The organism is Paraburkholderia caffeinilytica (genome assembly GCF_046030355.1).
Taxonomy (GTDB): Bacteria; Pseudomonadota; Gammaproteobacteria; order Burkholderiales; family Burkholderiaceae; genus Paraburkholderia; species Paraburkholderia caffeinilytica_B.
Map to the genome: position 1 here is coordinate 13,163 of NZ_JAQQCQ010000036.1, position 24,903 is coordinate 38,065.

Sequence of the window (24,903 nt, forward strand, 5' to 3'; positions counted from 1 at the left end):
ACGATGAAAATAATAGAAACCCGTTCCGTCGCCGATCAAACGGCCGTCGGACGGTATAGATGGACCATCTGCGCGCTTATCTTTTTTGCAACGACGATCAACTACATGGATCGCCAGATGCTCGGGCTGCTCGCGCCGCTGCTGCAAAAAGACATCGGCTGGACTCAGATCCAGTATGCGCAGACCGTGATGGTGTTCACGGTCGCCTATGCGGTGGGCCTCGCGACGTTTGGTCGAATCGCGGACAAGATCAGCACCAAAGTGGTCTACGGCAGTGCCATGGCGATGTGGAGCCTGGCCGCGATGTTGCACGCGTTGGCGGCGACCGTTCCCGGTTTCGCGGCGGTGCGCGGTTTGCTCGGCTTCGGCGAAGCGGCCAATTTCCCTGTCGCCATCCGCACCACGGCCACGTGGTTTCCGAAGAAGGAGCGTGCGCTGGCCACGGGCCTATGGAACATGGGCGCAACCGTCGGCGGGATCGTTGCGCCCGCATTCGTACCGATCGCCGCGGTCACGTGGGGCTGGCGTGCGACATTCGTGGCAGGCGGGGCGGCCGGTTTCGTGTGGCTGGCGGTGTGGCTGCTGGTGTACCGTCCTCCTGCGGAGCATTCGTCGGTATCGAAGCGCGAACTGGATTACATCAATTCGGACCGGGACAAAAGCGTTGAGCAATCGGTGAGCTGGCTTTCAGTGCTGAAGTACCGCGAAACGTGGGCGTTCATTGCCGGCAAACTGCTGACCGATCCGGTGTGGTGGTTCTATCTGTTCTGGCTGCCCAAATGGCTCAACGAGTCGCGGCATATCGACATCGGCAATCTGGGCCTGCCGCTGATTGTCATTTACACGATGGCGTCGATCGGCAGCGTGGCCGGAGGATGGCTATCGTCCCGCCTGATGCAGCGCTCCAATAAACCCAATGTCGCGCGCAAGATCGCGATGGGTGTCTGCGCCCTGTGCGTCCTTCCGATTGCCACGCTCTCGCAATTTCAGAGCCTCTGGTACGCCGTCTTCGCGGTCGGCCTTGCCGCGGCGGCTCACCAGGGGTGGTCGGCAAATCTCGTCACCACCGTCGGCGACGTGTTTCCGCGCCGGATGGTTGGCACGGTGGTCGGAATCGGCGGCGTGGCGGGAATGATCGGCTCGTTCCTCTACTCGGGCGTCATCGGTGAGACGCTGCAGCGCACCGGTCAATATTGGGTGCTCTTCGCGGTCGGCGCGTCAGCGTATCTGGTCGCGCTTGGCATCATTCATCTGCTCATGCCACGCATGACGCCAGTGAATCTGCGCTAGCGACAGTAAGAGGCGTCCATCCGGCCAGGTCTGTCAGCGTTACAGGGACCTGGCCGCCATGATGCCGGGCTGGCAACCGTCAACTCATTCCTCCGGCACCCTCACCCATCCTTCCATCAGCACCCGCGCGCTCCGGCTCATGATCGCCTTGGTGACCGTCCATTCCCCGCCTTCCTCCCGCGCCTCGGCTCCCACTCGCAACGTCCCCGACGGATGCCCGAACCGCACCGCATCCCGCGCGCCGCCACCGGCAGCAAGATTCACCAAGGTCCCTGAAATCGCCGCAGCCGTCCCGATCGCCACCGCCGCCGTCCCCATCATCGCGTGATGCAGCTTGCCCATCGACATGGCCCGCACCAGCAGATCGACGTCACTCGCGGCAATACGCTTGCCGCTCGAAGCGACGTAGTCAGCAGGCTTCGCGACAAAAGCGACCTTCGGCGTATGCTGCCGCGTCGCGATCTCATCGATATTCTTGATGAGCCCCATCCGCACCGCGCCATGCGCGCGAATGGTCTCGAACTTCGCCAGCGCCTTCTCGTCGCTATTGATGGCGTCCTGGAGTTCGGTGCCCTTATAGCCGATCGCTTCGGCGTCCACGAAGATGGTCGGGATACCGGCATTGATCATCGTCGCCTTCAGCGTGCCGACGCCTGGCACGTCGAGGTCGTCGACCAGATTCCCGGTCGGGAACATCGCGCCGCCCGCACCCTCTTCTTCCGCGGCCGGGTCCATGAACTCGAGCTGCACTTCAGCCGCCGGAAACGTCACGCCGTCGAGTTCAAAGTCACCCGTTTCCTGCACCGCGCCGTCGGTAATAGGCACATGCCCGATGATCGTCTTGCCGATATTCGCCTGCCAGATGCGTATGACAGCCACGCCGTTCTGCGGAATCCGGCTCGCGTCGACCAGACCCGCACTGATCGAAAACGGCCCCACTGCAGCAGAGAGATTCCCGCAATTGCCGCTCCAATCGACAAACGCCTTATCGATAGAAACCTGGCCGAACAGATAGTCCACGTCATGATCCGGCTTGCTGCTCTTCGCGATGATGACCGTCTTGCTCGTGCTCGACGTCGCGCCGCCCATACCGTCGATCTGCTTGCCATACGGGTCCGGGCTGCCGATCACACGCATCAGCAGCGCATCGCGCGCGGCGCCCGGCACTTGCGCCGCCTCCGGCAAATCCTGCAGCCGGAAAAACACGCCTTTGCTGGTGCCCCCGCGCATGTAAGTTGCCGGAATCTTGATCTGAGGTTTGTGGGCCATGAAAGTAATGTCCTGATGAGGGTGGGTGGCATGGCATGACATGTTGAGCCACGACACCCAAACCTGAGTTACATACGCCGCTGAACCGATCAGGCCGACCAGGTCGGCATAGACAGTTCAAGCGGCTGAATCAACATGAGAAGCTCAAGAGCAGCCTTAAGCCGCAGCCTTCGTCGATTCAAGAAAGTCCTGTGCAAAGCGTTGCAACACGCCGCCGGCTTCGTAGATCGACACCTCTTCTGCTGTGTCCAGGCGGCATGTTACCGGCACCTCCACCCGCTCACCGCTCTTGCGATGAATCACCAGCGTGAGATCGGTGCGCGGCTTGCGTTCGCCGATCACGTCGAAGGTCTCAGTGCCGTCGATAGCGAGCGTGAGGCGATTCACGCCCGGTTTGAATTCGAGCGGCAACACACCCATGCCCACCAGATTCGTGCGGTGAATCCGCTCGAACCCTTCCGCAACGATCGCTTCCGCGCCGGCAAGCCGCACGCCCTTCGCGGCCCAGTCACGCGATGAACCCTGGCCGTAGTCGGCCCCGGCAATCACGATCAATGGCTGCTTGCGCTCCATGTAGGTTTCGATCGCTTCCCACATGCGCGTCACCTTGCCCTCAGGCTCGATACGCGCCAGCGAACCGGCCTTCACCTTGCCGTCTTCCAGCACCATCTCGTTCTTCAGCGTCGGGTTCGCGAAGGTGGCGCGCTGCGCGGTCAGGTGATCGCCGCGGTGGGTCGCGTACGAATTGAAGTCCTCTTCCGGCAAGCCCATTTTGGCGAGGTACTCGCCCGATGCACTGTCCGCCATAATCGCATTCGACGGCGACAGGTGGTCGGTCGTGATGTTGTCGCCCAGCACAGCCAGCGGACGCATGCCCTTCAGCGTGCGCTCACCGGCAAGCGCGCCTTCCCAATACGGCGGACGGCGGATATACGTGCTCATGGGACGCCAGTCGTACAGCGGATCAGCCTTCTCACCGGTATCGACGGAGACGGCGAACATCGGCTCATACACTTTGCGGAACTGTTCCGGCTTCACGCTCGAAGCGACAATCGCGTCAATCTCTTCATCGGACGGCCAGATGTCCTTCAGCCTGATCGCCTTGCCGTCGGCATCGACGCCGAGCACATCCTTCTCGATATCGAAGCGGATCGTGCCCGCAATCGCGTAGGCCACCACCAGCGGCGGCGACGCCAGGAAGGCCTGCTTCGCGTACGGATGGATACGGCCGTCGAAGTTACGGTTGCCCGACAGCACAGCCGTCGCATACAGATCGCGATCGACGATTTCCTTCTGGATCACCGGGTCCAACGCACCCGACATGCCGTTGCACGACGTGCATGCATACGCGACCACGCCGAAGCCCAGTTGCTCCAGTTCCGGCAACAGGCCCGCTTCTTCCAGATACAGCGTGACCGCCTTCGATCCCGGTGCGAGCGAGGTCTTCGCCCAAGGCTTGCGCGTCAGTCCGCGTTGATTGGCGTTACGCGCCAGCAAACCGGCGGCGATCATGTTGCGCGGATTGTTGGTGTTCGTGCAGCTCGTAATCGCCGCGATGATCACCGCGCCGTCCGGCATCAGGCCCGGCTCGTTCTCCACCTTGCCGCTGATGCCGCGAGCGGCCAGATCGGAAACCGGTAAACGGCGATGCGGATTCGACGGACCCGCCAGCGTGCGCACCACGGTGGACAGATCGAACTTCAACACGCGCTCGTACTCGGCGTGCTTCAGCGTATCGCCCCACAGGCCGGTTTCCTTTGCGTAGGTCTCGACCAGCTTGACGAGTTCATCATCGCGGCCGGTGAGCTTGAGGTATTTGACGGTCTGCTCGTCGATATAGAACATCGCCGCCGTCGCACCGAATTCGGGCGCCATGTTGGCAATGGTCGCGCGATCGCCGAGCGTCAGGTTGGCCGTGCCTTCTCCGTAGAACTCGAGATACGCGCCGACCACTTTTTCCTTGCGCAAAAATTCGGTCAGCGAAAGCACGACATCGGTCGCCGTAATGCCTTCAGCCGGCTTGCCCGTGAGCTCCACGCCGACAATATCCGGCAGCCGCATATAAGACGCACGGCCCAGCATCACGCTCTCGGCTTCAAGACCGCCCACGCCGATCGCGATCACGCCAAGCGCATCCACCATCGGCGTATGCGAGTCGGTACCGACCAGCGTATCGGGGAAGGCCACGCCGTCTTTCACCTGCACCACCGGGCTCATCCGCTCCAGGTTGATCTGATGCAGGATGCCGTTGCCCGGCGGAATCACGTCGACGTTCTTGAACGCGCGCTTGGTCCAGTTGATGAAGTCGAAGCGGTCTTCATTGCGGCGATCTTCGATCGCGCGATTCTTCGCGAACGCATCCGGATCGAACCCACCGCACTCGACGGCGAGCGAATGATCCACCACCAACTGCGTCGGCACGACCGGATTCACCAGCGCGGGATCGCCGCCTTGCGCGGCAATCGCGTCGCGCAAACCCGCGAGGTCGACCAGCGCGGTCTGGCCGAGAATGTCATGACACACCACGCGCGCCGGGAACCACGGAAAATCCAGCTCGCGCTTGCGTTCGATGATCTGCTTGAGCGACGCCGTCAGTGTCACCGGATCGCAGCGGCGCACGAGGTTTTCGGCCAGCACGCGCGAGGTGTAGGGCAGCTTGTCATAAGCGCCGGGCTGGATCGCCTCGACGGCAGCACGCGTGTCGAAGAAATCCAGCTGGGTGCCGGGAAGGCGTTTGCGGTTGGCAGTATTCATGGCGTAGGGGACAAAACAATAATGATCCGGGGACGATAGCGGCAGCCGTACTTCACGCTCCACTGCCCCTCTTTAAAGCGGCGCAACGCTTGCGCGTCAATCGGACAGCCTCTGTAGTTTAGCTTGCGGTGGCGGGTCGGCTTGCAGTGTGTTTCGTTGATGCGCCGCACAACGTCCGGCATAACCAACTGCAATAACCAACAACAATAAGCACCGCAATAAGCACCGCACCCCATGTTGCAAAAAAACAGCCTTGGCTCGGGGTTCCAGCGAGCCAAGGCCCAAACTTCATTACGTCGCGCTCATGAGACGCAATGGAGGAGAAACGCTGACGGCTTGGCGCTTACACGGTCAAAGGCCGTCGATGGATTTCAAACTTCCTTCGACGCCCTGCAAGACCTTGGACATCTTTAGACACGCTTGGCGAGCGGCACGAACGGCAGGTCGTCAGGACCGGTGTAATTCGCGCTCGGCCGAATGATCTTGTTGTCGATCCGTTGCTCGATGATGTGCGCGCTCCAGCCTGCCGTGCGGGCGATCACGAACAGCGGCGTGAACATCGCCGTCGGCACGCCCATCATGTGATACGAGACCGCACTGAACCAGTCGAGATTCGGGAACATCTTCTTCGCGTCCGCCATCACTGTTTCAAGACGTTCGGCGATATTGAACAGCTTGCTGTTACCCGCTTCCTTCGAGAGCTTCTTCGCGACTTCCTTGATGACCTTGTTGCGCGGGTCCGAAATCGTGTACACCGGGTGACCGAAACCGATCACCACTTCCTTGTTCTCGACGCGGCGGCGGATATCGGCTTCGGCCTCATCCGGCGTCTGGTAGCGCGACTGGATCTCGAACGCGACTTCATTGGCGCCGCCGTGCTTCGGACCGCGCAATGCGCCGATCGCGCCGGTAATCGCCGAGTAGATATCCGATCCCGTGCCCGCGATCACGCGGCCGGTGAACGTCGACGCGTTGAATTCATGCTCGGCGTACAGGTTCAGCGACACATGCATCGCGTCGACCCATGCTTTGGACGGTTCCACACCGTGCAGCAGATGCAGGAAGTGGCCGCCGATCGAATCGTCATCGGTTTCGACTTCGATGCGCTTGCCGTTGTGCGAATAGTGGTACCAGTACAGCAGCATCGAACCGAGCGAAGCCATCAGCTTGTCGGCGATGTCGCGTGCGCCCGGCAGGTTGTGGTCGTCTTTCTCCGGCAGCACGGTGCCGAGCACCGACACGCCGGTGCGCATCACGTCCATCGGGTGCGCGGCGGCCGGAATCCATTCCAGCGCGGCTTTCACGTTCGCGGGCAAGCCGCGCAGCGCCTTGAGCTTCGTCTTGTAGGCGGTCAGTTCGGCTTGCGTGGGCAGTTTTTCATGCACCAGCAGATAGGCGATTTCCTCGAATTCGCAGGCACCGGCGATGTCGAGAATGTCGTAGCCGCGGTAATGCAGATCGTTGCCGGTCTTGCCGACCGTGCACAGCGCCGTGTTGCCGGCGGTCACGCCGGACAGGGCCACGGATTTCTTCGGTTTGAAGGCGCCTGCGTTCGGCGTGCTGTTATCGGCTTCACTCATCATTTCGTCTCCAACTGCGGGGTTGCGTTCGTGCGGCATTCAGCGCGCCGAGCTTGTCTTTCAGGGTTTCAATGCGGTAACCGGTGAAAACGGAAGCTAATAACGCAAAGAACGGGCCATGCTGGATAGAAGTCGCTAAGTGCCTGATTTAACAAAAAATCACCTCCCGGCCACATCGCCGTTCGATTTCATAAGTGAAATCGTTAATTTCAAGTTCGAAAGCGGGCGGTGCATAATAGGCGGACTTTTTCAGCCTTTCCGACAACGAGCCCCGCCGTGAGCACGCCCCCCTTCGATCCCGCGCAGCGCCCCCGCATCTGGGCCGTCAGTATCAGCCGTCTGCGTGATCTGTTCTTCGATATTGCCGGTGAATACGTCGAGCGCGCCGATCTGCGCATCGTCTCGCATGGCTTTGAAGACGCCGTGCACGAAATCGACGTGGTCGGCGCCGGGCGTCCGGACGTGGTCGGCGCCGGGCGTCCGGACGTGGTCATCGCCGGCGGCTCCAACGGCGCGTATCTGAAAACGCGCGTCGGCGTGCCGGTCGTGCTGATCAATCCAACCGGTTTCGACGTCATGCACGCGCTCGCGCGCGCGCGGCGCGATGGCGCGAAAGTCGCGCTCGTCACCCACGGCGACACGCCCGACGAAGTGCGCCGCTTCGCCACCGCCTACGGCATCGACGTGACATTCGCTTCGTATCAGTCGGCGCAGGACGCGGAGAGCGTCGTGCTCGATCTGCGCGACCGGGGCATCGACGTCGTGGTCGGTCCAGGGCTTGTCACCGATCTTGCGGCGAATGCCGGCATGGGCGCGGTGTTTCTCTATTCACGCGCATCCGTGCGTGCCGCGTTCGATACGGCGCTCGAAGTCGCGCAGGCCACCCGCCGCGAAACGGTTCGCCGTCAGCGGCTCGACAATCTGCTGCAGCATCTGCGCGACGGCGTCGTCGCACTCGATGCGCAAGGGCGGGTCGAAGCGATGAACCAGCGCCTCGCCAGCGTGCTCGGCATCGACGCGGCCCATGCAGTCGGCCGCGCGCTGCTCGATCTCGCGCCGGATCTCGCAGGCAGCTTGCCGGACGCAGACGGCGACACGTTCTGCACGGTACGTGGCGCGAGCTACGTCGTGCATCGCGGGCCACTCGCCAGCAGCGGCTCGGCGGCGGGCACCGTGCTGACGTTTCAGGAATCGCGCGCGGTCGAACGGCTCGACCGCACCTTGCGCTCACGGCAGCGCGCGCAGCAGTTCAGCGCGCGTTACCGGCTCGACGATATCGTCGGCTCAGCCGATTCGATCGAACGGGTCCGCACACTCGTGCAGCGCTACGCAAAATCGGACGCCACGGTGCTGATTCTCGGCGAGAGCGGCACCGGCAAGGAGATGGTTGCGCAGAGCATGCATCAGCTGAGCGCGCGGCGCGACTTCGCCTTCGTCGCCATCAATTGCGGCGCGTTTCCTGAGGCATTGCTCGAAAGCGAATTGTTCGGCTATGAGGAAGGCGCGTTTACCGGCGCACGCAAAGGCGGCAAGGCCGGGCTGATCGAAGTCGCGCACCGCGGCACACTGTTTCTCGATGAAATTGCCGAGATGCCCTTGTCTTTGCAGAGCCGGTTATTGCGCGTGCTGCAGGAACGTGAAGTCGTGCGGCTTGGTTCGACAGAGCCGACGCGCGTGGACATCCGGGTCGTCGCGGCAACGCATCGTGCGTTGACCGAAGGCATCGAGGCGGGCAGCTTCCGCGCGGACCTGTACTACCGGCTCAACATTCTGAGCATCGCGCTGCCGCCGCTGCGCGAGCGGCCAACCGATCTGCTCCCGCTCGCAGTCGAACTGCTGTTACAGGCGGCGTCGCGTGAACCGAGACTGGCGGTTCACCTGCCCGATGCGGAGGCGGCGAGGCACATCCTCGCTCATCTCAGTGAGCCGTTAAAACGTTACACGTGGCCCGGCAACGTGCGTGAACTCCAGAACGTGATCGAACGGATTGCCGTTGAACTGGCGGATGCGGACGTGGGCATGGATTCGAACGGCGCAACAGAAACCCTCTTTACACGCGAGGTACTGCGCACCGTCGCACCTGAAATCTTCGAGCAACCCCACGCGCGCACGAAGAAAGCAGCACTAACGTTACGCGAGCGCAGCCGTCACGTGGAAGCAGACGAAATCCGCGCCGCCCTCGCTGCCTGCGACGGCGATCGCGATGCGGTTTGCCAGGCGCTCGGCATCAGCAAGACGACGTTATGGCGGAAGCTGAACGCGGCGCAGTAGCCTGGGCGCCGCAAGCTGCAGGAATAAAATAACCGTTATCGAAGCATCGAAAGTCCCAACGGAGGAGCAGGAGCATGTCGAAGACCTATCGGATTGCGGTCATACCCGGCGACGGCATCGGTGTCGAAGTGATGCCGGAAGCCATTCGCGTGCTGGAGACGGTGAAAAAGCGCTTCGGCATCGAACTGGCGTATCAGCACATCGAATGGGCGAGCTGCGATTACTACACGAGGCACGGCAAGATGATGCCGGACGACTGGAAAGCCCAACTGCAATCCGCCGACGCGATTCTGTTCGGCGCGGTCGGCTGGCCCGACACGGTGCCCGACCATATCTCGCTGTGGGGCTCGCTGCTGAAGTTCCGGCGCGAATTCGATCAATACATCAACCTGCGCCCTGCCCGGCTCTTCGCCGGCGTGCCTTCGCCGCTCGCGGGCCGCAAGGCAGGCGACATCGATTTCTGGATCGTGCGCGAGAATACCGAGGGCGAATATTCGTCAGTGGGCGGCGTGATGTTCGAAGGCACCGAGCGCGAGTTCGTGCTGCAGGAATCCGTATTCACGCGGCACGGCAGCGAACGCGTGCTGAAGTTCGCGTTCGATCTCGCGCAACGCCGCGAACGCAAGAAGATCACCGTGGCGACCAAGAGCAACGGTATCGCGATCAGCATGCCGTGGTGGGACAAGTGCGCGGCCGGCATCGCGGCGCAGTACCCGGACGTCGCGTGGGACAAGCAACATATCGACATTCTCTGCGCGCGCTTCGTGCTGAACCCGGATCGCTTCGACGTCGTGGTCGCGACCAATCTGTTCGGCGACATCCTCTCCGATCTCGGCCCTGCCTGCACGGGTACGATCGGCCTCGCGCCGTCGGGCAATCTGAATCCGGACCGCAAGTTTCCGTCGCTGTTCGAACCGGTACACGGTTCCGCGCCTGACATCGCCGGCAAAAATATCGCCAATCCGATTGCGATGATCTGGTCAGCCGCCATGATGCTCGACTTCCTCGGCAATCACGAGGGCAAGGAACGCGAGGCGCACGACGCGATTCTCGCGGCGATCGAAGCGACACTGCTCGAAGGCCCGCATACCGGCGACCTCGGCGGCAAGGCGAACACCACCGAAGTCGGCCAGGCGATCGCGGCGAAACTCGCCTGAACCTCCCGCTCCCAACCCTCTGCGAGGACACGTTCGAATGAGCATGGAAGCCTATCCCATCGAAGTCGAATTCCCCGATATCTCGGTTCACGAGCAGTCGTCGTCCGGCATCGCCTACGTTCATACGTTCGACTCGGGCGTGCCGGGGCCGCATGTGATGATCAACGCGCTCACGCACGGCAATGAAGTGTGCGGCGCGATCGTCGTCGACGACCTGCTGCGCCGCGCGTTGAAACCGCGTCGCGGGCGCCTCACGCTGGCCTTTGCGAACGTTGCTGCGTATCAGCGGTTTGATTCAGCGAAGCCCGACGCCGCCCGCTTCGTCGATCAGGATTTCAATCGCGTATGGACCGCCGCGGTGCTCGACGACACGTCACGCACGTCGAGCGAATTGGCCCGCGCACGCGACATGCGCCCGGTGATCGACACGGTCGACGCGCTGCTCGATCTGCATTCGATGCATGAGAAAAGCAAGCCGCTGATCGTGGCGGGACCGCTGCAGAAAGGCATCGACCTTGCGGTGCGTCTCGGCACACCCGCCACGGTGATCTGCGACGAGGGCCACCCCGAAGGCCGCCGTATGCGCGATTACGAAGGCTTCGGCACGGCGGATAGCGCGAAACACGCGTTGCTGATCGAATGCGGACAACACTGGGAACAGAGCGCGGTCGCCGTGGCGCGCGACACGACGGCGCGCTTCCTGCTGCTGGCAAGCGTGATCGACGAAGCCGATCTGCCGGACGGCTGGCTGGCGCCGCTGCCGCCCGCTCAGCACATCGTCCGCGTCACGCAGCCGGTGGTCGCGACCAGCATGGATTTTCGTTTCGCGGCGCCTTATACCGGCCTGGAGATTTTTCCGCATGCCGGCGCGGTCATCGGCTGGTCGAACGGCGAAGCGGTCGTCACGCCTTACGATAACTGCATGCTCGTGATGCCGTCGCTCCGGCAGTTGCGTCCCGGCGTCACCGTCGTACGACTCGGCAAGATCGAACAAACCGTGCAGTCAGGAGACACATCACCATGAGCCGCACCCACGCTGTGGACGTTCAAACGTTTATCAACGACCACCCCTTCTCGCCGTTCCAATGGCTCATCTTTTTCATGTGTTTCGTCATCGTCCTGCTGGACGGTTTTGACACCGCCGCGATCGGTTTCATTGCACCCTCGCTGATCGCCGAATGGGGGATCACCCGGCCGGCGCTCGCGCCGGTGCTCAGCGCGGCGCTGTTCGGCCTCGCGTGCGGCGCGCTTGGTTCGGGACCGCTGTCCGACCGGCTCGGGCGGCGCTCGATGCTGTTCGGCTCGGTGCTGCTATTCGGTGTGGCCTGCTTCGCTTCCGCGTTCTCTAACAGCATCGAACACCTGACGATATTGCGCTTCATCACCGGCGTCGGCCTCGGCGCGGCCATGCCGAACGCCGTAACGATGATGGGCGAGTACTGCCCGGATCGCCGCCGCGCGACCGTGATCAATCTGATGTTCTGTGGCTTTCCGCTGGGCGCGGCCTTCGGCGGTTTTCTCGCTGCATGGATGATCCCGCACTTCGGCTGGCGCAGCGTGCTGCTGCTCGGCGGCATTACGCCGCTGTTGCTGCTGATCCTGCTGGTGCTGAAGATGCCGGAATCGGTCCGCTACATGGTGGCCAACAACAAGCCCGTCGAACGGATTCGTGCAGCACTGGCGCGCATTTCGAGCGAAGCGGCGCAGGGCGGCAGCTTCGTCATGACCGAAACGGCGCCGCAGACTGGCGGCAAAGGGATGGGCGTGGTGCTGTCGCGCTCGTACATCGTCGGTTCGGTGATGCTGTGGATTGCCTACTTCATGGGCCTCGTGATTTTCTACGCGTCGATCAACTGGATGCCGATCCTGCTGAAGGACGCCGGACTCACCCCGCAACGCGCCACGCTCATTTCCGCGCTGTTCCCGCTCGGCGGCGTGGGCGCGGTGCTGTGCGGCGTGCTGATGGACCGCTTCAACGCGAACCGTATTATTGCGGCCTGCTATGCGCTAACCGCGATGAGCGTGTACTTCATCGGCCAGGCGGTGGGCAATGTCGGCGCGCTGGTGTTTATCGTGTTCGTTGCAGGTGTGCTGATGAATACCGCGCAATCGTCGATGCCGGCGCTCGCCGCCGCGTTTTATCCGACTCAGGGTCGCGGCACGGGTGTGGCGTGGATGTTGGGGATCGGCCGGTTCGGCGGGATCGCGGGCTCGTTCCTCGTGGCCGAACTGACGCGCCGCCACTTCACGTTCGCGGGCATCTTCGCGATGGTCGCGGTGGCGGGCCTGATTTCGTGCGTGGCGTTGCTGCTCAAGCAGGCGGCGCGGCCACATGTCGCGGTAGAGGCTGGCGCGAAAGCGGAGTCGTTTGGGCATTGAGTGAGCGAGAGGCGCAAGTGAAAAGCACCGCGCCTCACTTCCCGATACACTACGCCGCTATTTGATTCGTTCGGTTGCCGCGATGGTCAATACCACCGCTTTTGCACCGTCGCCCATCTCACGACAGGATTCTGGTAATGAAACGCGTAGTTGTATCGGCCGTGCTCGCACTGTGCCTCGTGCAGCCGGCCATTGAAGCCGTTGCACAGACGGTCAGCAATCAATGTTTTGCGATCGGCGACATTGCCGGTCAGGTCGCGTCCTGGCGTGCGCACAAAAAGACGAAAGCGCAAGCGCTCGATCAGGCGGCAAAGTACTACGAGAACGAGTCCGATCGGCAAGCGGTCTTCGGCATCATCGAGAAGATCTATCGTCCCGATGCGCCGCATATGACGCCCGATCAGGCCAGCATGACCTTCACATCGGACTGCGCAAAGCAGCAGAAGGCACAGGCATCCACGCAGTAGTGCCTGCTGTTCGAGATGGAAATTTCACTGCGCTACCGCTGCCGCCTGGCTTTGCTTGCAAGACGTGCGACGCATCGATCGCGTCGCGCGGCAACGGACCTAGTGCCCAGGCTTCAGCGCCGCATAGGTCCCCGGCGTGATCCCATAGGCCCGTTTGAAAAGCCGGTTGAGATGGCTTTGATCGTAAAACCCGACGGCCGCGGCAGCGTTCGCCGCACTATGCCCCGCCGCGAGCATACGTTTGGCCGCGAGTAGCCGCACCTGCGTCGCATAGGCGTGCGGTGGCAGGCCGAACTCTTTGCAGAAAGCCCGCGTCAGGTAGTAGCGGCTCAGCCCTACCAGGTCCGCCAATTCGTCGACAGGAATATCGCGCGCATAGTTGGCGGCGACGTACTCACGCACCTGCGCCATCTTGTGGGCTTCGCGCCGTGCTTCGCCGAGCTCGTGCCGCGATTGCCCATATCGCCCCACCAGCATTCCCATTGCCGCCCACCAATTCGCCTGCCGCTCCATCAGCGAGACCGAGCCGTGTTGGTCGAGGCTCGCATGCGCCTTGACCAGCAGGCCGGCCAGATGCGCATCCTGATAGAGCCCCGGCGGGATCAGCAGCGGTTTGTCTGGGCGCGAGTCGGGCGAAAACACCGCACCCAGCGCGCCCAGTCCCTCCATGTCGAGATAGATGGCGCGGTAATTCCATTCGCGGCCTTCCCACACCTCGCCGCTGTGATATTCGCCGGGTCCGAACACGAGCACGCTGCCAGGTCCGGCAACCTCGCTGCCGGTGCGCGTGTGGCACTGCCCGGCACCGGATTCCGTCATGACAATGACGAGTTCGTCGTGCAGATGGCGGTCGAATTTATGCTCGCCATAGCGGGCGGTCGCGAGACAGGCGCCGTCGAGCGCGCCGTCTCGCCAGCACACCACTTCCGGCTCGCTTTTATCCGATGTGTCCATGAATCGCTCTCCCGGGATGCCCGTCAAACCAGCTCTATTCTGACCCGGCGATTGCGGCGCCCCTTGTTTTCTATCTTCACGATGCGGATCGGTCTCGATTGCGCCGTGTTGGTCAAATGCGTGCCGCCGCAAGCCTGCCGGTCCAGGTCGCCGATTTCGACGATCCGCACCGTGCCGTCGGCGGTCGGCGGCGGCGCCACTGAAAGGCTGCGGATCAGGCCCTGCGTCGATTTCGCCTCGGTTGCGCTGACGTAGTAGGTCCGCACGTCCATGGCGCTGCGGATCACCTCGTTGGCGGGCTCTTCGAGCAGGCGCAGGGCGTCGTTGTCCGCCTCGGGCAGATCGAAGTCCATGCGGGCGGTGCCGTCGGCATTGATCTGCGCGCCGGTCACGAGCGCGCCGGCGAAGCGTTGATACACGAGGGCGTTCAGAATATGCGTGGCCGTATGAAGCTGGGCGACGGTGGCGCGCCGGGCCGCGTCGACGGCCACGTGGACGTCGCCGTTCAGTTCGAGCGGTTCGTCGAGCAAATGCCAGAGCATACCGCCTTCCGGCGCGACGCCGGTAATGCGGACGGCGCCGTGCGCGTGCGTCAGGGTCGCGGCATCCGAGACCTGGCCGCCACCGCCCGGGTGCAAGGCCGTGCGGCCCAGCACGACGGCGCCGGGCCGCGAAGCGATCACGCTCGTGTCAAATTCGAGTAAGTCCGGCTCCTCATGGCAAAGATAGTGCGCCACCTTGATGTCCCCGCATGAAATGACTGATTACGCCTAGCATACTCAGTCTCCGGGGCGGTCGTCTTGGTCAAAAATGCCCTGGGCGGTTGAGGGCCGGACCATGGCCGCTCCCTCGCCCCCGGATCAGGCGGCTTGCTGTAGCCAGCCATGACCAACGTTTGATCCCTGATCCTGAGTCCCTTGCGACCGTCAGTGTAAAAGCGTCCAGAAACACGCTGGTTGATATAATTTTCCCGTCGCCTATGACCGGGCACGCTCACCGTGAGCAAATATTTCGCCCCTCATACGTCAATCTGACTGGAAGATTCGATGTCCCAACAAATTGCCAACGCGAGTCGACCGCCCACCCTCACCGGGCTTTTCATGATATTCAGCCGTATCGGGCTCACCAGCTTCGGTGGCGGCCTGAGCGGCTGGCTCCTGCGCGAATTCGTCCAGGATCGCGACTGGATCAGTGAAGAAGACTTTCTGAACGGCCTGGCCATTTCCCAGGCGCTGCCGGGCATCAACGTCAAAAACATGGCGATCTGGATCGGCCACCGTCTGCTCGGCTGGCGCGGCGCCCTGCTGGCGGTTGCCGGCATCATCGTCCCGCCCGCCATCTTCATCATTGTGCTCGGTACGGTTCTCAGCCATCTGCTGCAGTTCCCGCTCGCTCACATCCTGCTTGCAGGCGCGGCAGCAGCGGCCACCGGCCTGTCCTTGTCGATGGGCGTGACGACCGCACGCCGGGTGCCGCGCAGACTCCTTCCGCTGCTGTTCCTCGCGGGCACCTTCGTCGCGGTCGGCATATTGCGCCTGCCGCTGGTGTGGGTCGTGATCGGTGCGGGAAGCTTGAGCGTGCTGGTCGAATACATCAAACTACGCAAAGCCTGACCATGTCGAATCGTATTCTTCTACAGCTTGCGGCCGTTTTCGCGCCCCTGTCATTGGTAACGATAGGCGGCGGCCAGGCCATCATCGCCGATATCCAGCGGCAGGTCGTCGACGTGCACGGATGGATGACGCATGCCCAGTTCGGTGTCGACTTCGCCATCTCGCGCATGGCGCCCGGCCCCGGTTCGCTCCTGGCCACCTTGATCGGCTGGCAGATTGCCGGATTCTGGGGCGCCGTGGTGGCCACGCTGGCATTACTCGCGCCGACCGGCATTCTGATCTACGGCGTGACCCACATCTGGACACGCTATAAAGGTGCGCCATGGCAACTGGCGCTCGAGCGTGGGTTGCGCCCCGTCGCCTCCGGCATGATCCTCGCCGCGGGATGGGTCCTGCTGAAATCGCTCGATGGTGGGCTTCCGGCCCAGGCAATTGCCCTTATGTCGGTGGGAACGCTGCTCAGCACGCGGATCAATCCGCTGCTTCTGTTGCTATGTGGCGCGTTGCTGTTGTTCGGCGTGTCTGAGTTCGGCGCCAGTCTCCCGTCCATCCTTCAAGTGCATATAGCAGGCTAATACCATCACGGTGTCGGCAGCGTGCCGCCCTCTACGCGGTCGCCACCGGCTTCATTACGCCTGCATTCCCAACCCGGGTCCGATACGCCGGCATTTCGATCGCCTGTCAACCGTGCGCCTCGGTACGATAGACGGCGCATTTATCGCGCTGAAACTGAGCGTCGATAGTCGCTTCATCCATCACCGGGATCGCCGATAAGTGACATAATCCCTTCGCCGTTGCTTGTAACGCAACCATCACTTTCCGCCCCAGAACAAGGAGATTCACATGAGCAAGGGATATTGGGTGACCTCATACCGCGCGACGAAAGACCCGTCGAAGCTCGCAGCGTACGCACAACTGGCAGCGCCCGCTGTGGCAGCCGCGAACGGCAAATTCATCGTGCGCGGACTAGCCGACGAGGCGCGTGAGCAGGGCTTGAAGGAACGGACCGTCGTGATCGAGTTTCCGACCTACGAGCAAGCCGTTGCCGCCTATGAAAGCGACGCCTACAAGAAAGCGCTTGAAGCCCTGGGCGACGGCGTCGAGCGCGATCTGCGCATCGTACGCGGCGTGGAATAACAAGGCGTACGCTCAGCCGGCTGCGGCGGCCTGCACCAGCGCGCCGATGCCGTCGATCGCTTTCATCAACTCCGCGGGCGCGCCATGCCGCGCCTGCAGATAGCTCGTTGCGTTATACGAGAGCCACACCCGGCCGTCGCCGTCCTGCCACACCAGCACCTTGAGCGGCAGATCGAGCGCTGCGCCCGGCACGGCCTGCATCAGCGGTGTCCCCGCGCGCGGATTGCCGAACACCAGCAACTGAGACGGCGGCATTGCAAGTCCCGCGCGCCGCGCATCCGCCGCGAAATCGATGCGCGCGAACAAGATGATATTTTTCGCTGCGATCAGCGCGGCAAATGCATCGGCGGCCTCATCGACCGTGCGTTGCGTGGATACGGTGACGACGCCGTTATCGGCTGCGAGACTGGACATGGATTTCTCCCGGCGCTGACGATTGTTGACAATAGACAAGCTGTCACGCTATGGTCAGAGAAGCAGACGGTCTATTACCCCTTCCTTTGTTCTAATCGCCGATCATGACCACGTCAACCACGTCTAGCGCCATCGAACTGCTGCAGCGGCATTCTCTTGCGACGCTCGTGCAGGAAATGCTCGAACGCAGCATCGTCTCGGGGGAATTCGCCCCGGGAGAAAAATTGAACGAAGTTGAAGTCTCCACGCGGCTGAATGTGTCTCGCGGGCCACTACGCGAGGCGTTCCGCGCATTGGAACAGGCCGGTTTGCTGAAGACGGAAAAAAACCGCGGCGTCACGGTGCGCGCACTATCGCTGCGCGAGGCCGAGGAGATTTACGAAGTCCGCGCCATGCTGGACGAGTCAGTCGCCCGCGCACTCGCCAATCGGATGACGCCCGAAACGCTCGCCACGCTCAAAGGCATCATCACGTCGATGAAAGCCGCGAAGAAAGATCATGATCTCACGCGCTACACAGCGTTGAACGTCCAGTTGCACGATGCGATGGTAACGGGCGTCGGCAACCAGCATCTGATCGAAACCTATCGGCATCTCGTTCGCCAACTGGGTTTGCTGCGTCAGGCGGCGATCGAATCGGAAAAGAGCGCGCTGGCGACATCCGTGACGGAACACGAGAAAATCGTCAACGCACTCGCCAAGGGCGATGCGGAGAGCGCCGTCACGCTCGTGCGCGAACACGTCGCACATGGCCTCGCGAGAATGCGGCGAGCCCACGAGCACTGGGCAGCGTCTGCCGGTAATGGCGGCGCAGGCAACGCCTGAAACAGGGCTTGACGGCTGCGCACACGGCCCCGCGTTCGGCGCTGCAGGTTCGGCTCCGTGTGCGGGCCCGCAGCCGCGTCCTACGCTTTATCCGATTTCCCTGCAGCGTTGGCGAGCTTGCTGAGCAAGCGGTCAACCAGCCACGGCTGCCGATCCTCATCTTCCGCGCGCTCCTTGCGCCGAATTGCGTCGCGCACGGTAATCGAACCAACAAACCGGATCGGCTCCGGCGGGAAATAGCCCAACGGTCCCTTCGTCAATGGACTGCGCGTCCATTCGTTGTCGAGTTCGAGCAACAGTGAAGACAGGATCTGCCCGCCCATATAGGTCGGCCCAACGCCATTACCGGAATAGCCAAATCCATAGAGCACGTTCGGCGCGTCATCGAGCCTGCCGAAAAACGGAAAACCCGTGACCGAGCGATCCGACGGGCCGTTCCAGCTCGCCGTCACCGGCACGTCGCGCAACGCCGGGAAGAAATCGTACAAGCTGCGCGTCAGATCGGCTTCATACGGCGAACGTTGATCGAACACCGGTGCGATCCGGCCGCGCCAGGCAAAGGTATTGCCGCCCTTGCCGAGCATCAGCCGTCCGTCTGCCGTGCTGCGGTAGTAGTAAACGAAGATGCGCGAGTCGAGCACCGATACGCCATCTTTCAAGCCGATCTGCTGCAGCAACTCCGGGCATTTCTCGGTGACGATCATGTCACTGGAGACGACTGCGAGCGTGCGTTCGAACTGCGGGAAACGGCTCGCCATCCATGCATTGATCGCGAGCACCAGTTTGGGCGCCGTGACATTCCCAGCCGGCGTGCGCACGGTCACGCGCTCGCCGGAGGTGAAGTCGAGCATCGGCGTGCGCTCGTAAATACGAATGCCCATTTCGAGCGCGACACGCCGCAACCCGCGCACTAGCTTGCCGGGATGAACCGTTGCCGCGACCGGCGAATACACGCCGCCGAGATTGCGCGCCGAACCGGAACGGCGCGCCACTTCGTCCGCCGCGAGATGTTGATACGAATTGATGCCATGCTCACTCAGTGCGGCGATCACCGGATCGAGCAAGCCGATTTGCGCGCGCGACGTCGCCGTGTAGAGCGTGCCGTCGAGCCGAAGCTCAGCATCGATAGCATGCTCGACACAGAAGTCTCGAATCCGCCCCACAGCAGCTTCAGACGCTTTCACCAGCCGGATCGCTTCGGCCTCGCCAAACAGACGCCGCAGCGTGAAGAATTTCGTCGACCACGTCAGCAGGCAGCCACCGTTGCGGCCACTGGCGCCCGCGCCGCACAGATCGCTCTCGATGATCACGATGTCGAGATCGGGTTTCTTCTGCTTCGCCTGGATGGCAGTCCACAACCCGGTGAAACCACCGCCGACAATGCAGACATCGGCAGTGATCGCGCCTTGCAATGCCGGCGCCAGTGAACCATCGGCGAAAAGTGCTTGTTCAATCCAGAACGGACGCATGAATTGCTCTCGTTAGTAGAACGGTTTAACTCGATTCAGCAGAAAGAAAGACTTCTTCCCGTTTCAACGGAAAGAAGCCTTTTTACATGGGCATAGTCAAGCAAACTCAGGCCAACGCTTTCGCCGATACGCGCGTGATCCCCATGGCCTGCAAGGTGTCGGCAATCGCGGCGACCGCGCCAGGAATACCGGATTCGCCGAAGTGGCCGATACAGCCGACACGGAACGTCTCCAACTGAGTCAGCTTGCCCGGATAAAGGATGTAGCCGCGCTTTTTCACTTCCGTATAGAACGTTTTGAAATCGTAGTTGGGATCGTCAGGCGCATGGAACGTGACGATGATCGGCGCCTGGATCGCCGGGTCGAGAAAGGTTCGAAAGCCGAGTGCGGCCATGCCGTCTATCAAGACGCGGCAGTTGCCGGCATAGCGTGCGCCACGCGCTTCGAGACCGCCCTCTTCCACGTATTGCGCGATGGCCTGATCGAGCGCCGCGACAACGTGCGTGGGCGGCGTGAAGCGCCACTGCGTGGTGCGGTTCATGTAGGCCCACTGATCGTACAGATCCATCGCGAGTGACGGACTGTTGCCCTCGCATTGCTCCAGCGTGCTGCGGCGAATGATCACAAAGCCCATGCCGGGTACCCCTTCCAGACATTTCCCGGACGCCGCCACGACAGCGTCGAATGGCGTTTCGCGCGCATCGATGTCGATAGCGCCGAATGAGCTCATCGCGTCGATGATCAGACTGCGTCCGTGTTTGGCGACCACCACGGCAATCTCGTGCAGCGGATTGAGCACCCCCGCACCGGTTTCGCAATGAACCAGCGCGACATGCGTGATGCTCACATCCGCCGCCAGTGCGCGATCGACGTCGGCCGCTTTGACCTGCGTGTCTTCCGGATAATCGAGGGTCTGGTGGCGGCGGCCCAGTGCCCGGCAAATCTTGGCGATACGCTGGCAATACGCACCGTTGTTCGGTATCAGCACATGTCCATCACGCGGCACCAGCGTGCCGATCGCGGCCTCAACCGAGAACGTGCCGCTGCCTTGCAAGGGCACGCATTCATGCGTGTCTTCGCCATGCACGATACGCAGCGTCTGCTGGCGGATACGGGCGGTAATCTGATTGAAGTCGCCGTCCCACGATCCCCAGTCGCGCAGCATCGCCTGACGCGTGCGGTCTGAGGTCGTGAGCGGACCGGGAGTAAGCAGAATGGGCTGAGCGGGCAGATTCACAGTAGCTCCTTGTCGATCTTGAAGAAGATTTGTTTCAGCCACGACGCGCAGTGCGCCATGCCTGGGTTCTGCGCAAGACGCCGTGCGACACGCAGGCAAACAGTACGCAAGCGAATGCCGCCGTCACGAGCACCAGCGTGGCCATCGCCGCGGCCGGTCCAATCTGGCCGGCGTCGTCGAGATTGAGAATGGCAACGGAGGCGGGTTGCGTGTCGGGTGAATAGAGAAACGCGACGGCCGATACCGTCGTCATGCCGTTGACGAACAGATAACGCGCGATCTGCAGGATCGATGGCAGGCATACCGGCACGGTGACGCGCAAAAACGTCTTGTAGAAAGGCACTTTCAGCGAAGCCGAGACGGCTTCGAACTCATTGTCGATCTGGCGAAGCGCGGTGACCGCGGTCAGGTGGCTCGACGAGTAGTAGTGCACTACCGTGACGATCGCGAGCAGCGCGAGCGTGCCGTAAAGACCGTTCAAAGGATTGGCGGGCGAGTTGAACAGAAAGATGTAGCTGATGCCGAGCACAAGACCCGGCACGCCCATCGGCAGGATCGCGCACAGATTGATAAACCCGCGTAACCAGCGCGGCCCGCGTGTCTTCTCGACGAGATACGCGCCGCCGAACACGATGACGGTGCCGCCGATCGCCACGCACGCGGCCATTTTCAGGCTGTTCTTATACGCATCGAAAATTCCGGCGCCGATCAGCCCCATCTTGTAGTGCTGCAAGCCGAGACTCATCTGATACGGCCAGAACTTCACGAACGAAGCGAACACCGAAATGCCGACCACCGCCAGCAGCAGCGCGCAGACGAAGCTGCAGTACCCGAGCATCGCCATGTCGAAACCCCGCGCGGGTTTCGGCTGATACGGCGTCGAGCGCGCGCCGAGTTGCGATTGCTGTTTGCGGCGAATGAAGAAATCGACGGCGAACGCAACGAGCGCCGGACAGAGCAGCAGCAAGCTGACCACCGCACTCCGGTTGAAGTCCTGCAAACCGATGATGAGCTTATAGATGTCGGTGGAAAGCACCGAATAAGGTCCGCCGATCACCACCGGCACGCCGAAGTCGTTGATGCAGATCGTGAACGACACCATCGTCGCGCTGATCAGGCCGTACTTCGCGCCCGGCAGCGTGATCGTGAAGAATTTGCGCGCGCGGCGTGTGCCCATTGCTTCGGCAGCTTCGTATAAGCGCCCGTCGGACAGCGACAGCGCCGTCACGAGAATCATCAGCACGTGCGGAAAGGCGGCGTACACCAGACTGCATACAATGCCCGGCAGCCCATAAATCGAATGCCCGTTAAGCCAGGGCTTCAGGATGCCCGAATTGCCGAACCAGTAAATGAACGACACCGCGGACAGCAGCGTCGGTGCGAGCAGCGGAAGCAGCGCGACCGTGCGGACGGCGTTCTTCATCGGCATGCATGAGCGGGTCAGCGCATACGCGAACGTGAACGCCATCGGTATCACAATCGCCGTCACCAGGCAGGCCACCGTGACCGAATGCAGAGTCGAGGTCCACACGCCGGAATCCAGCAGATAGCCGGTGAAATTGGCAAGTCCGACAAAATGGCCATCCGCATCGACGAAGCATTTGCCGATCACCAAGGCCAACGGCACCAGCAGAAACATGCCCAGAAACGCGGACATCAGCACGAGAGCCAGTTGCGCGATGCGGTCGTGCCAATGGCTCTTCTGGCGCACCTCGGCGTGAGCTTCGTCGCCGCTGCGGCGCTCGATCAGAACGGCGCTCATTGGAGTCGCTCCTTTGCGGCGGAGAAGACGCATACGTGTTCGCGATTGATCGCCAGATTGAAGCGCGACCCCGGTTGCAGGCGGGTGCGATGCATTTCATGAAACGACAGGTCGGCGACGATCTCCTGTTCGCCGAGTCCATCCACCTTGAAGCTGACCCGGCAGAACGCGCCGAGAAATTCCAGCTTTTCGACGGAGGCAGGCAGCAGGTTGTCCGCCTCGCTGCCCGGCGCGCTGAGGTGAATGTCTTCGGGGCGCACGAACGCCGACACTTTCGAGCCCAGCGCCGCACGCTCCGATCCGCACCCGTAGCGCAGCGCGATGGCACCCGCCTTGAGACTGCCGTCGCGCGCCACCTCGGCCGGAATCAGATTGACCTTGCCGATGAAGTCGGCAACGAACGGCGACGCCGGCTCGCGATAGATTTCGTGTGGCGTGCCGATCTGCTCGATGACGCCCTGATTCATCACGACGATCCGGTCGGCCATCGAAAGCGCCTCTTCCTGGTCGTGCGTCACCATGATCGTGGTCACGCCGAGGCGCTGCTGCAACTGGCGGATTTCCTGGCGCAGCCGCACACGCACGCGCGCGTCCAGCGCCGAGAGCGGCTCGTCGAGCAACAGCAGACCCGGCGACGTAGCGAGCGCACGCGCCAGCGCGATACGCTGCTGCTGGCCGCCCGACAACTGGTTCGGATGCTTCTTCTGCGCATCCGGCAAACCAACCAGGGCGAGCAGTTCGTTCACGCGGTCGGCAATCGCCGCGCGTTTCATCTTGCGATTGACGAGACCATAGGCCACGTTGTCGAAGATGGTCAGATTCGGAAATAGTGCGTACGACTGAAAGACGATGCCGTAGTCGCGCAACTGAGGCGGCAGCCGCGAAATATCCCGGCCGTCCTGCGTAATCTGGCCGGCGCTCTGAGTTTCCAGTCCGGCAATGATGCGTAGCAACGTGGTCTTGCCACATCCCGACGGCCCGAGGAAGCAGAGCATTTCTCCCTTCTTCACGCCAAGATTGATGTCCTCCAGAACCGGCGTGTCGTTGAATCGCTTATAGACCCGCTCGACGCTCAAATACGTTGTCATCTGCTCCTCCGCTTGCATGTCGACCCGGCGGCGGCGCACTGCCGTGCGCTGCATCGCCGTATCGTTCGGGGGTCACGCAGTGCGTGCCCCGGCGCTCGTCAAGACCTCGCTGAACGCGGCCTTACTTTTGTTCCTTGTTGCCGTAGCGCTTTTGCCAGTCTTCGAGAATTGCATCGCGGTTCTTTGCGGACCATGCGAAATCGTTCTTCACGAGCAGTTCCGAATAGTTGTCGGGAATCCCGGAGAGTTTCTTCGCGACGCCGGGGTACGCAACAATCGCCCACCACTGCGCGGTGATTTCATTGGCCTCCTTGCTGGCCATAAAGTCCGCCAGTTTTTTGGCCGCTTCCGGCTGCCTGGTCGTCTTCATGATGCCGGTGGCTTCCATGTCCCAGCCGAGCCCTTCTTTCGGGAAGATCAGGTCGATGGGTGCGCCTTGCGCCTGCAACTCGTGGCCGCGGAATTCGAATGAGATACCGATCGGAAACTCGCCGGTGCCCGCCAGCGTGCAGGGCTTCGAGCCCGAGTGCACGTATTGCGCGACGTTCTTGTCCAACGCGTCCATGTACTGCCAGCCCTTGTCCTTGCCGAAGGTTTGCAGCCAGGACGTCACATCCAGATAGCCGGTGCCGGACGACACTGGACTCGGCATCACGATCATGCCCTTGTAGACCGGCTTGGCGAGGTCTTCCCATGAGGTCGGCTTAGGCAAGTGGCGCTTCTCTGCTTCGACGCGGTTGTAGCAGACCGTCGCACCCCACACGTCCATGCCTACCCAGTGCGGCGGCGTGTTCGCGTCGCTGTACTTGCGCGTCAGGCTGTCGAAACCCTTCGGCGCGTAGGGCATCAGCATGCCCTGCAGATCGAGCAGCGTCAGGCTGGATGCGGCGAGCCCAAGCACCACGTCGGCACGCGGATTGTTCTTTTCGGCGAGCAGCTTGGCCGTGACCGCGCCCGTCGAATCGCGCACCCAGCGGATTTCGATATCCGGGTTGGACTTTTCGAACGCGTCTTTATAGGGCTTCATCGCCTCGTCTTCGAGCGCCGTATAGACGAGCAACTGCGTTTTTGCATGCGCGAACTGGACGGCGCCGAGTGTGACGGTAGCGGCGACCAGACAACGCAGCGCCAGATTCAGACGACCTCTACAAGCTTTAAACCCCGACTGTTCCTTCATTTCCAGACCCCTTGAGAAAGTGGCGTCGCGGCCAGCGACGAAAACGACCGGTATTACGGGA

Annotated in this window: 21 protein-coding genes; 10 read left to right on the plus strand and 11 right to left on the minus strand. The window is 62.1% G+C overall.

The genetic code is table 11. From position 1 onward, the window contains the following. Positions 1-3 precede the first annotated feature (3 nt). Positions 4-1,290, plus strand: a complete 1,287-nt coding sequence (locus tag PQQ95_RS34060) for an MFS transporter (protein ID WP_408446107.1) — start codon at positions 4-6, stop codon at positions 1,288-1,290. Positions 1,291-1,374: 84 nt separating this feature from the next. Here PQQ95_RS34060 and prpF read toward each other — a convergent pair whose 3' ends face one another. The 3 genes from prpF to prpC all read right to left on the minus strand — a co-directional run bounded on the left by prpF (position 1,375) and on the right by prpC (position 6,893). Continuing rightward, complete coding sequence (gene prpF, locus PQQ95_RS34065) at positions 1,375-2,559, minus strand: 2-methylaconitate cis-trans isomerase PrpF (protein ID WP_408446109.1); 1,185 nt, start codon at positions 2,557-2,559, stop codon at positions 1,375-1,377. A gap of 156 nt (positions 2,560-2,715) precedes the next feature. Beyond that, entirely contained in the window at positions 2,716-5,313 is a 2,598-nt protein-coding gene (gene acnD, locus PQQ95_RS34070) for a Fe/S-dependent 2-methylisocitrate dehydratase AcnD (RefSeq protein ID WP_408446112.1), read from the minus strand. Between the two features lie 410 nt (positions 5,314-5,723). Next, on the minus strand, positions 5,724-6,893 hold the full coding sequence (gene prpC / locus PQQ95_RS34075; protein WP_408446225.1) for a bifunctional 2-methylcitrate synthase/citrate synthase: 1,170 nt from the start codon (positions 6,891-6,893) through the stop codon (positions 5,724-5,726). A 276-nt stretch (positions 6,894-7,169) separates the two neighbouring features. On the opposite strand from prpC, the gene prpR reads away from it, so the two are divergent. The 5 genes from prpR to PQQ95_RS34100 all read left to right on the plus strand — a co-directional run bounded on the left by prpR (position 7,170) and on the right by PQQ95_RS34100 (position 13,167). Continuing rightward, on the plus strand, positions 7,170-9,164 hold the full coding sequence (gene prpR, locus PQQ95_RS34080; RefSeq protein WP_408446115.1) for a propionate catabolism operon regulatory protein PrpR: 1,995 nt from the start codon (positions 7,170-7,172) through the stop codon (positions 9,162-9,164). 74 nt (positions 9,165-9,238) lie between these two features. Further along, entirely contained in the window at positions 9,239-10,321 is a 1,083-nt protein-coding gene (locus PQQ95_RS34085) for a tartrate dehydrogenase (protein ID WP_408446117.1), read from the plus strand. 37 nt (positions 10,322-10,358) lie between these two features. Further along, positions 10,359-11,345 (plus strand): M14 family metallopeptidase, encoded by a 987-nt coding sequence (locus tag PQQ95_RS34090; RefSeq protein WP_408446120.1) that lies wholly within the window; start codon positions 10,359-10,361, stop codon positions 11,343-11,345. Continuing rightward, complete coding sequence (locus PQQ95_RS34095) at positions 11,342-12,700, plus strand: MFS transporter (protein WP_408446122.1); 1,359 nt, start codon at positions 11,342-11,344, stop codon at positions 12,698-12,700. Before PQQ95_RS34090 ends, PQQ95_RS34095 begins: the two co-directional genes overlap by 4 nt. 137 nt (positions 12,701-12,837) lie before the next feature. Beyond that, entirely contained in the window at positions 12,838-13,167 is a 330-nt protein-coding gene (locus PQQ95_RS34100) for a hypothetical protein (RefSeq protein WP_408446124.1), read from the plus strand. Positions 13,168-13,266: 99 nt separating this feature from the next. On the opposite strand, the gene PQQ95_RS34105 is transcribed toward PQQ95_RS34100, so the two are convergent. Beyond that, positions 13,267-14,121, minus strand: a complete 855-nt coding sequence (locus PQQ95_RS34105; protein WP_408446127.1) for an AraC family transcriptional regulator — start codon at positions 14,119-14,121, stop codon at positions 13,267-13,269. A 23-nt stretch (positions 14,122-14,144) separates the two neighbouring features. Then, positions 14,145-14,858: an alanyl-tRNA editing protein gene (locus PQQ95_RS34110; RefSeq protein ID WP_408446129.1), complete on the minus strand. Its 714-nt coding sequence runs from the start codon at positions 14,856-14,858 to the stop codon at positions 14,145-14,147. 309 nt (positions 14,859-15,167) lie between these two features. Between PQQ95_RS34110 and PQQ95_RS34115 the strand changes: the two genes are divergently transcribed. The 3 genes from PQQ95_RS34115 to PQQ95_RS34125 all read left to right on the plus strand — a co-directional run bounded on the left by PQQ95_RS34115 (position 15,168) and on the right by PQQ95_RS34125 (position 16,871). Next, entirely contained in the window at positions 15,168-15,734 is a 567-nt protein-coding gene (locus tag PQQ95_RS34115) for a chromate transporter (protein WP_408446131.1), read from the plus strand. A 2-nt stretch (positions 15,735-15,736) separates the two neighbouring features. Further along, complete coding sequence (locus tag PQQ95_RS34120) at positions 15,737-16,309, plus strand: chromate transporter (RefSeq protein ID WP_408446133.1); 573 nt, start codon at positions 15,737-15,739, stop codon at positions 16,307-16,309. A 268-nt stretch (positions 16,310-16,577) separates the two neighbouring features. Continuing rightward, a complete protein-coding gene (locus PQQ95_RS34125) occupies positions 16,578-16,871 on the plus strand; it encodes a DUF1330 domain-containing protein (RefSeq protein WP_408446136.1) in 294 nt (97 codons plus the stop codon). A gap of 12 nt (positions 16,872-16,883) precedes the next feature. Here the strand turns inward: PQQ95_RS34125 and PQQ95_RS34130 are convergent, their stop codons facing one another. Then, a complete protein-coding gene (locus PQQ95_RS34130; protein WP_408446138.1) occupies positions 16,884-17,285 on the minus strand; it encodes a DUF302 domain-containing protein in 402 nt (133 codons plus the stop codon). A 104-nt stretch (positions 17,286-17,389) separates the two neighbouring features. Here PQQ95_RS34130 and PQQ95_RS34135 point away from each other — a divergent pair, with 104 nt between their 5' ends. Then, positions 17,390-18,109 carry a phosphonate utilization associated transcriptional regulator gene (locus PQQ95_RS34135; RefSeq protein ID WP_408446141.1) on the plus strand — a complete coding sequence of 240 codons (720 nt, stop codon included), beginning with the start codon at positions 17,390-17,392 and terminating at the stop codon, positions 18,107-18,109. An 80-nt stretch (positions 18,110-18,189) separates the two neighbouring features. Here PQQ95_RS34135 and PQQ95_RS34140 read toward each other — a convergent pair whose 3' ends face one another. The 5 genes from PQQ95_RS34140 to PQQ95_RS34160 form a co-directional block, all read right to left on the minus strand. Next, positions 18,190-19,578 carry an FAD-dependent oxidoreductase gene (locus PQQ95_RS34140; RefSeq protein WP_408446143.1) on the minus strand — a complete coding sequence of 463 codons (1,389 nt, stop codon included), beginning with the start codon at positions 19,576-19,578 and terminating at the stop codon, positions 18,190-18,192. 106 nt (positions 19,579-19,684) lie between these two features. After that, complete coding sequence (locus PQQ95_RS34145; protein WP_408446146.1) at positions 19,685-20,815, minus strand: 2-aminoethylphosphonate--pyruvate transaminase; 1,131 nt, start codon at positions 20,813-20,815, stop codon at positions 19,685-19,687. Positions 20,816-20,849: 34 nt separating this feature from the next. Beyond that, entirely contained in the window at positions 20,850-22,577 is a 1,728-nt protein-coding gene (locus PQQ95_RS34150; protein WP_408446148.1) for a putative 2-aminoethylphosphonate ABC transporter permease subunit, read from the minus strand. Next, a complete protein-coding gene (locus PQQ95_RS34155) occupies positions 22,574-23,665 on the minus strand; it encodes a putative 2-aminoethylphosphonate ABC transporter ATP-binding protein (RefSeq protein ID WP_408446227.1) in 1,092 nt (363 codons plus the stop codon). Before PQQ95_RS34155 ends, PQQ95_RS34150 begins: the two co-directional genes overlap by 4 nt. Before the next feature lie 121 nt (positions 23,666-23,786). After that, entirely contained in the window at positions 23,787-24,842 is a 1,056-nt protein-coding gene (locus PQQ95_RS34160; RefSeq protein ID WP_408446151.1) for a putative 2-aminoethylphosphonate ABC transporter substrate-binding protein, read from the minus strand. Positions 24,843-24,903: the final 61 nt, after the last annotated feature.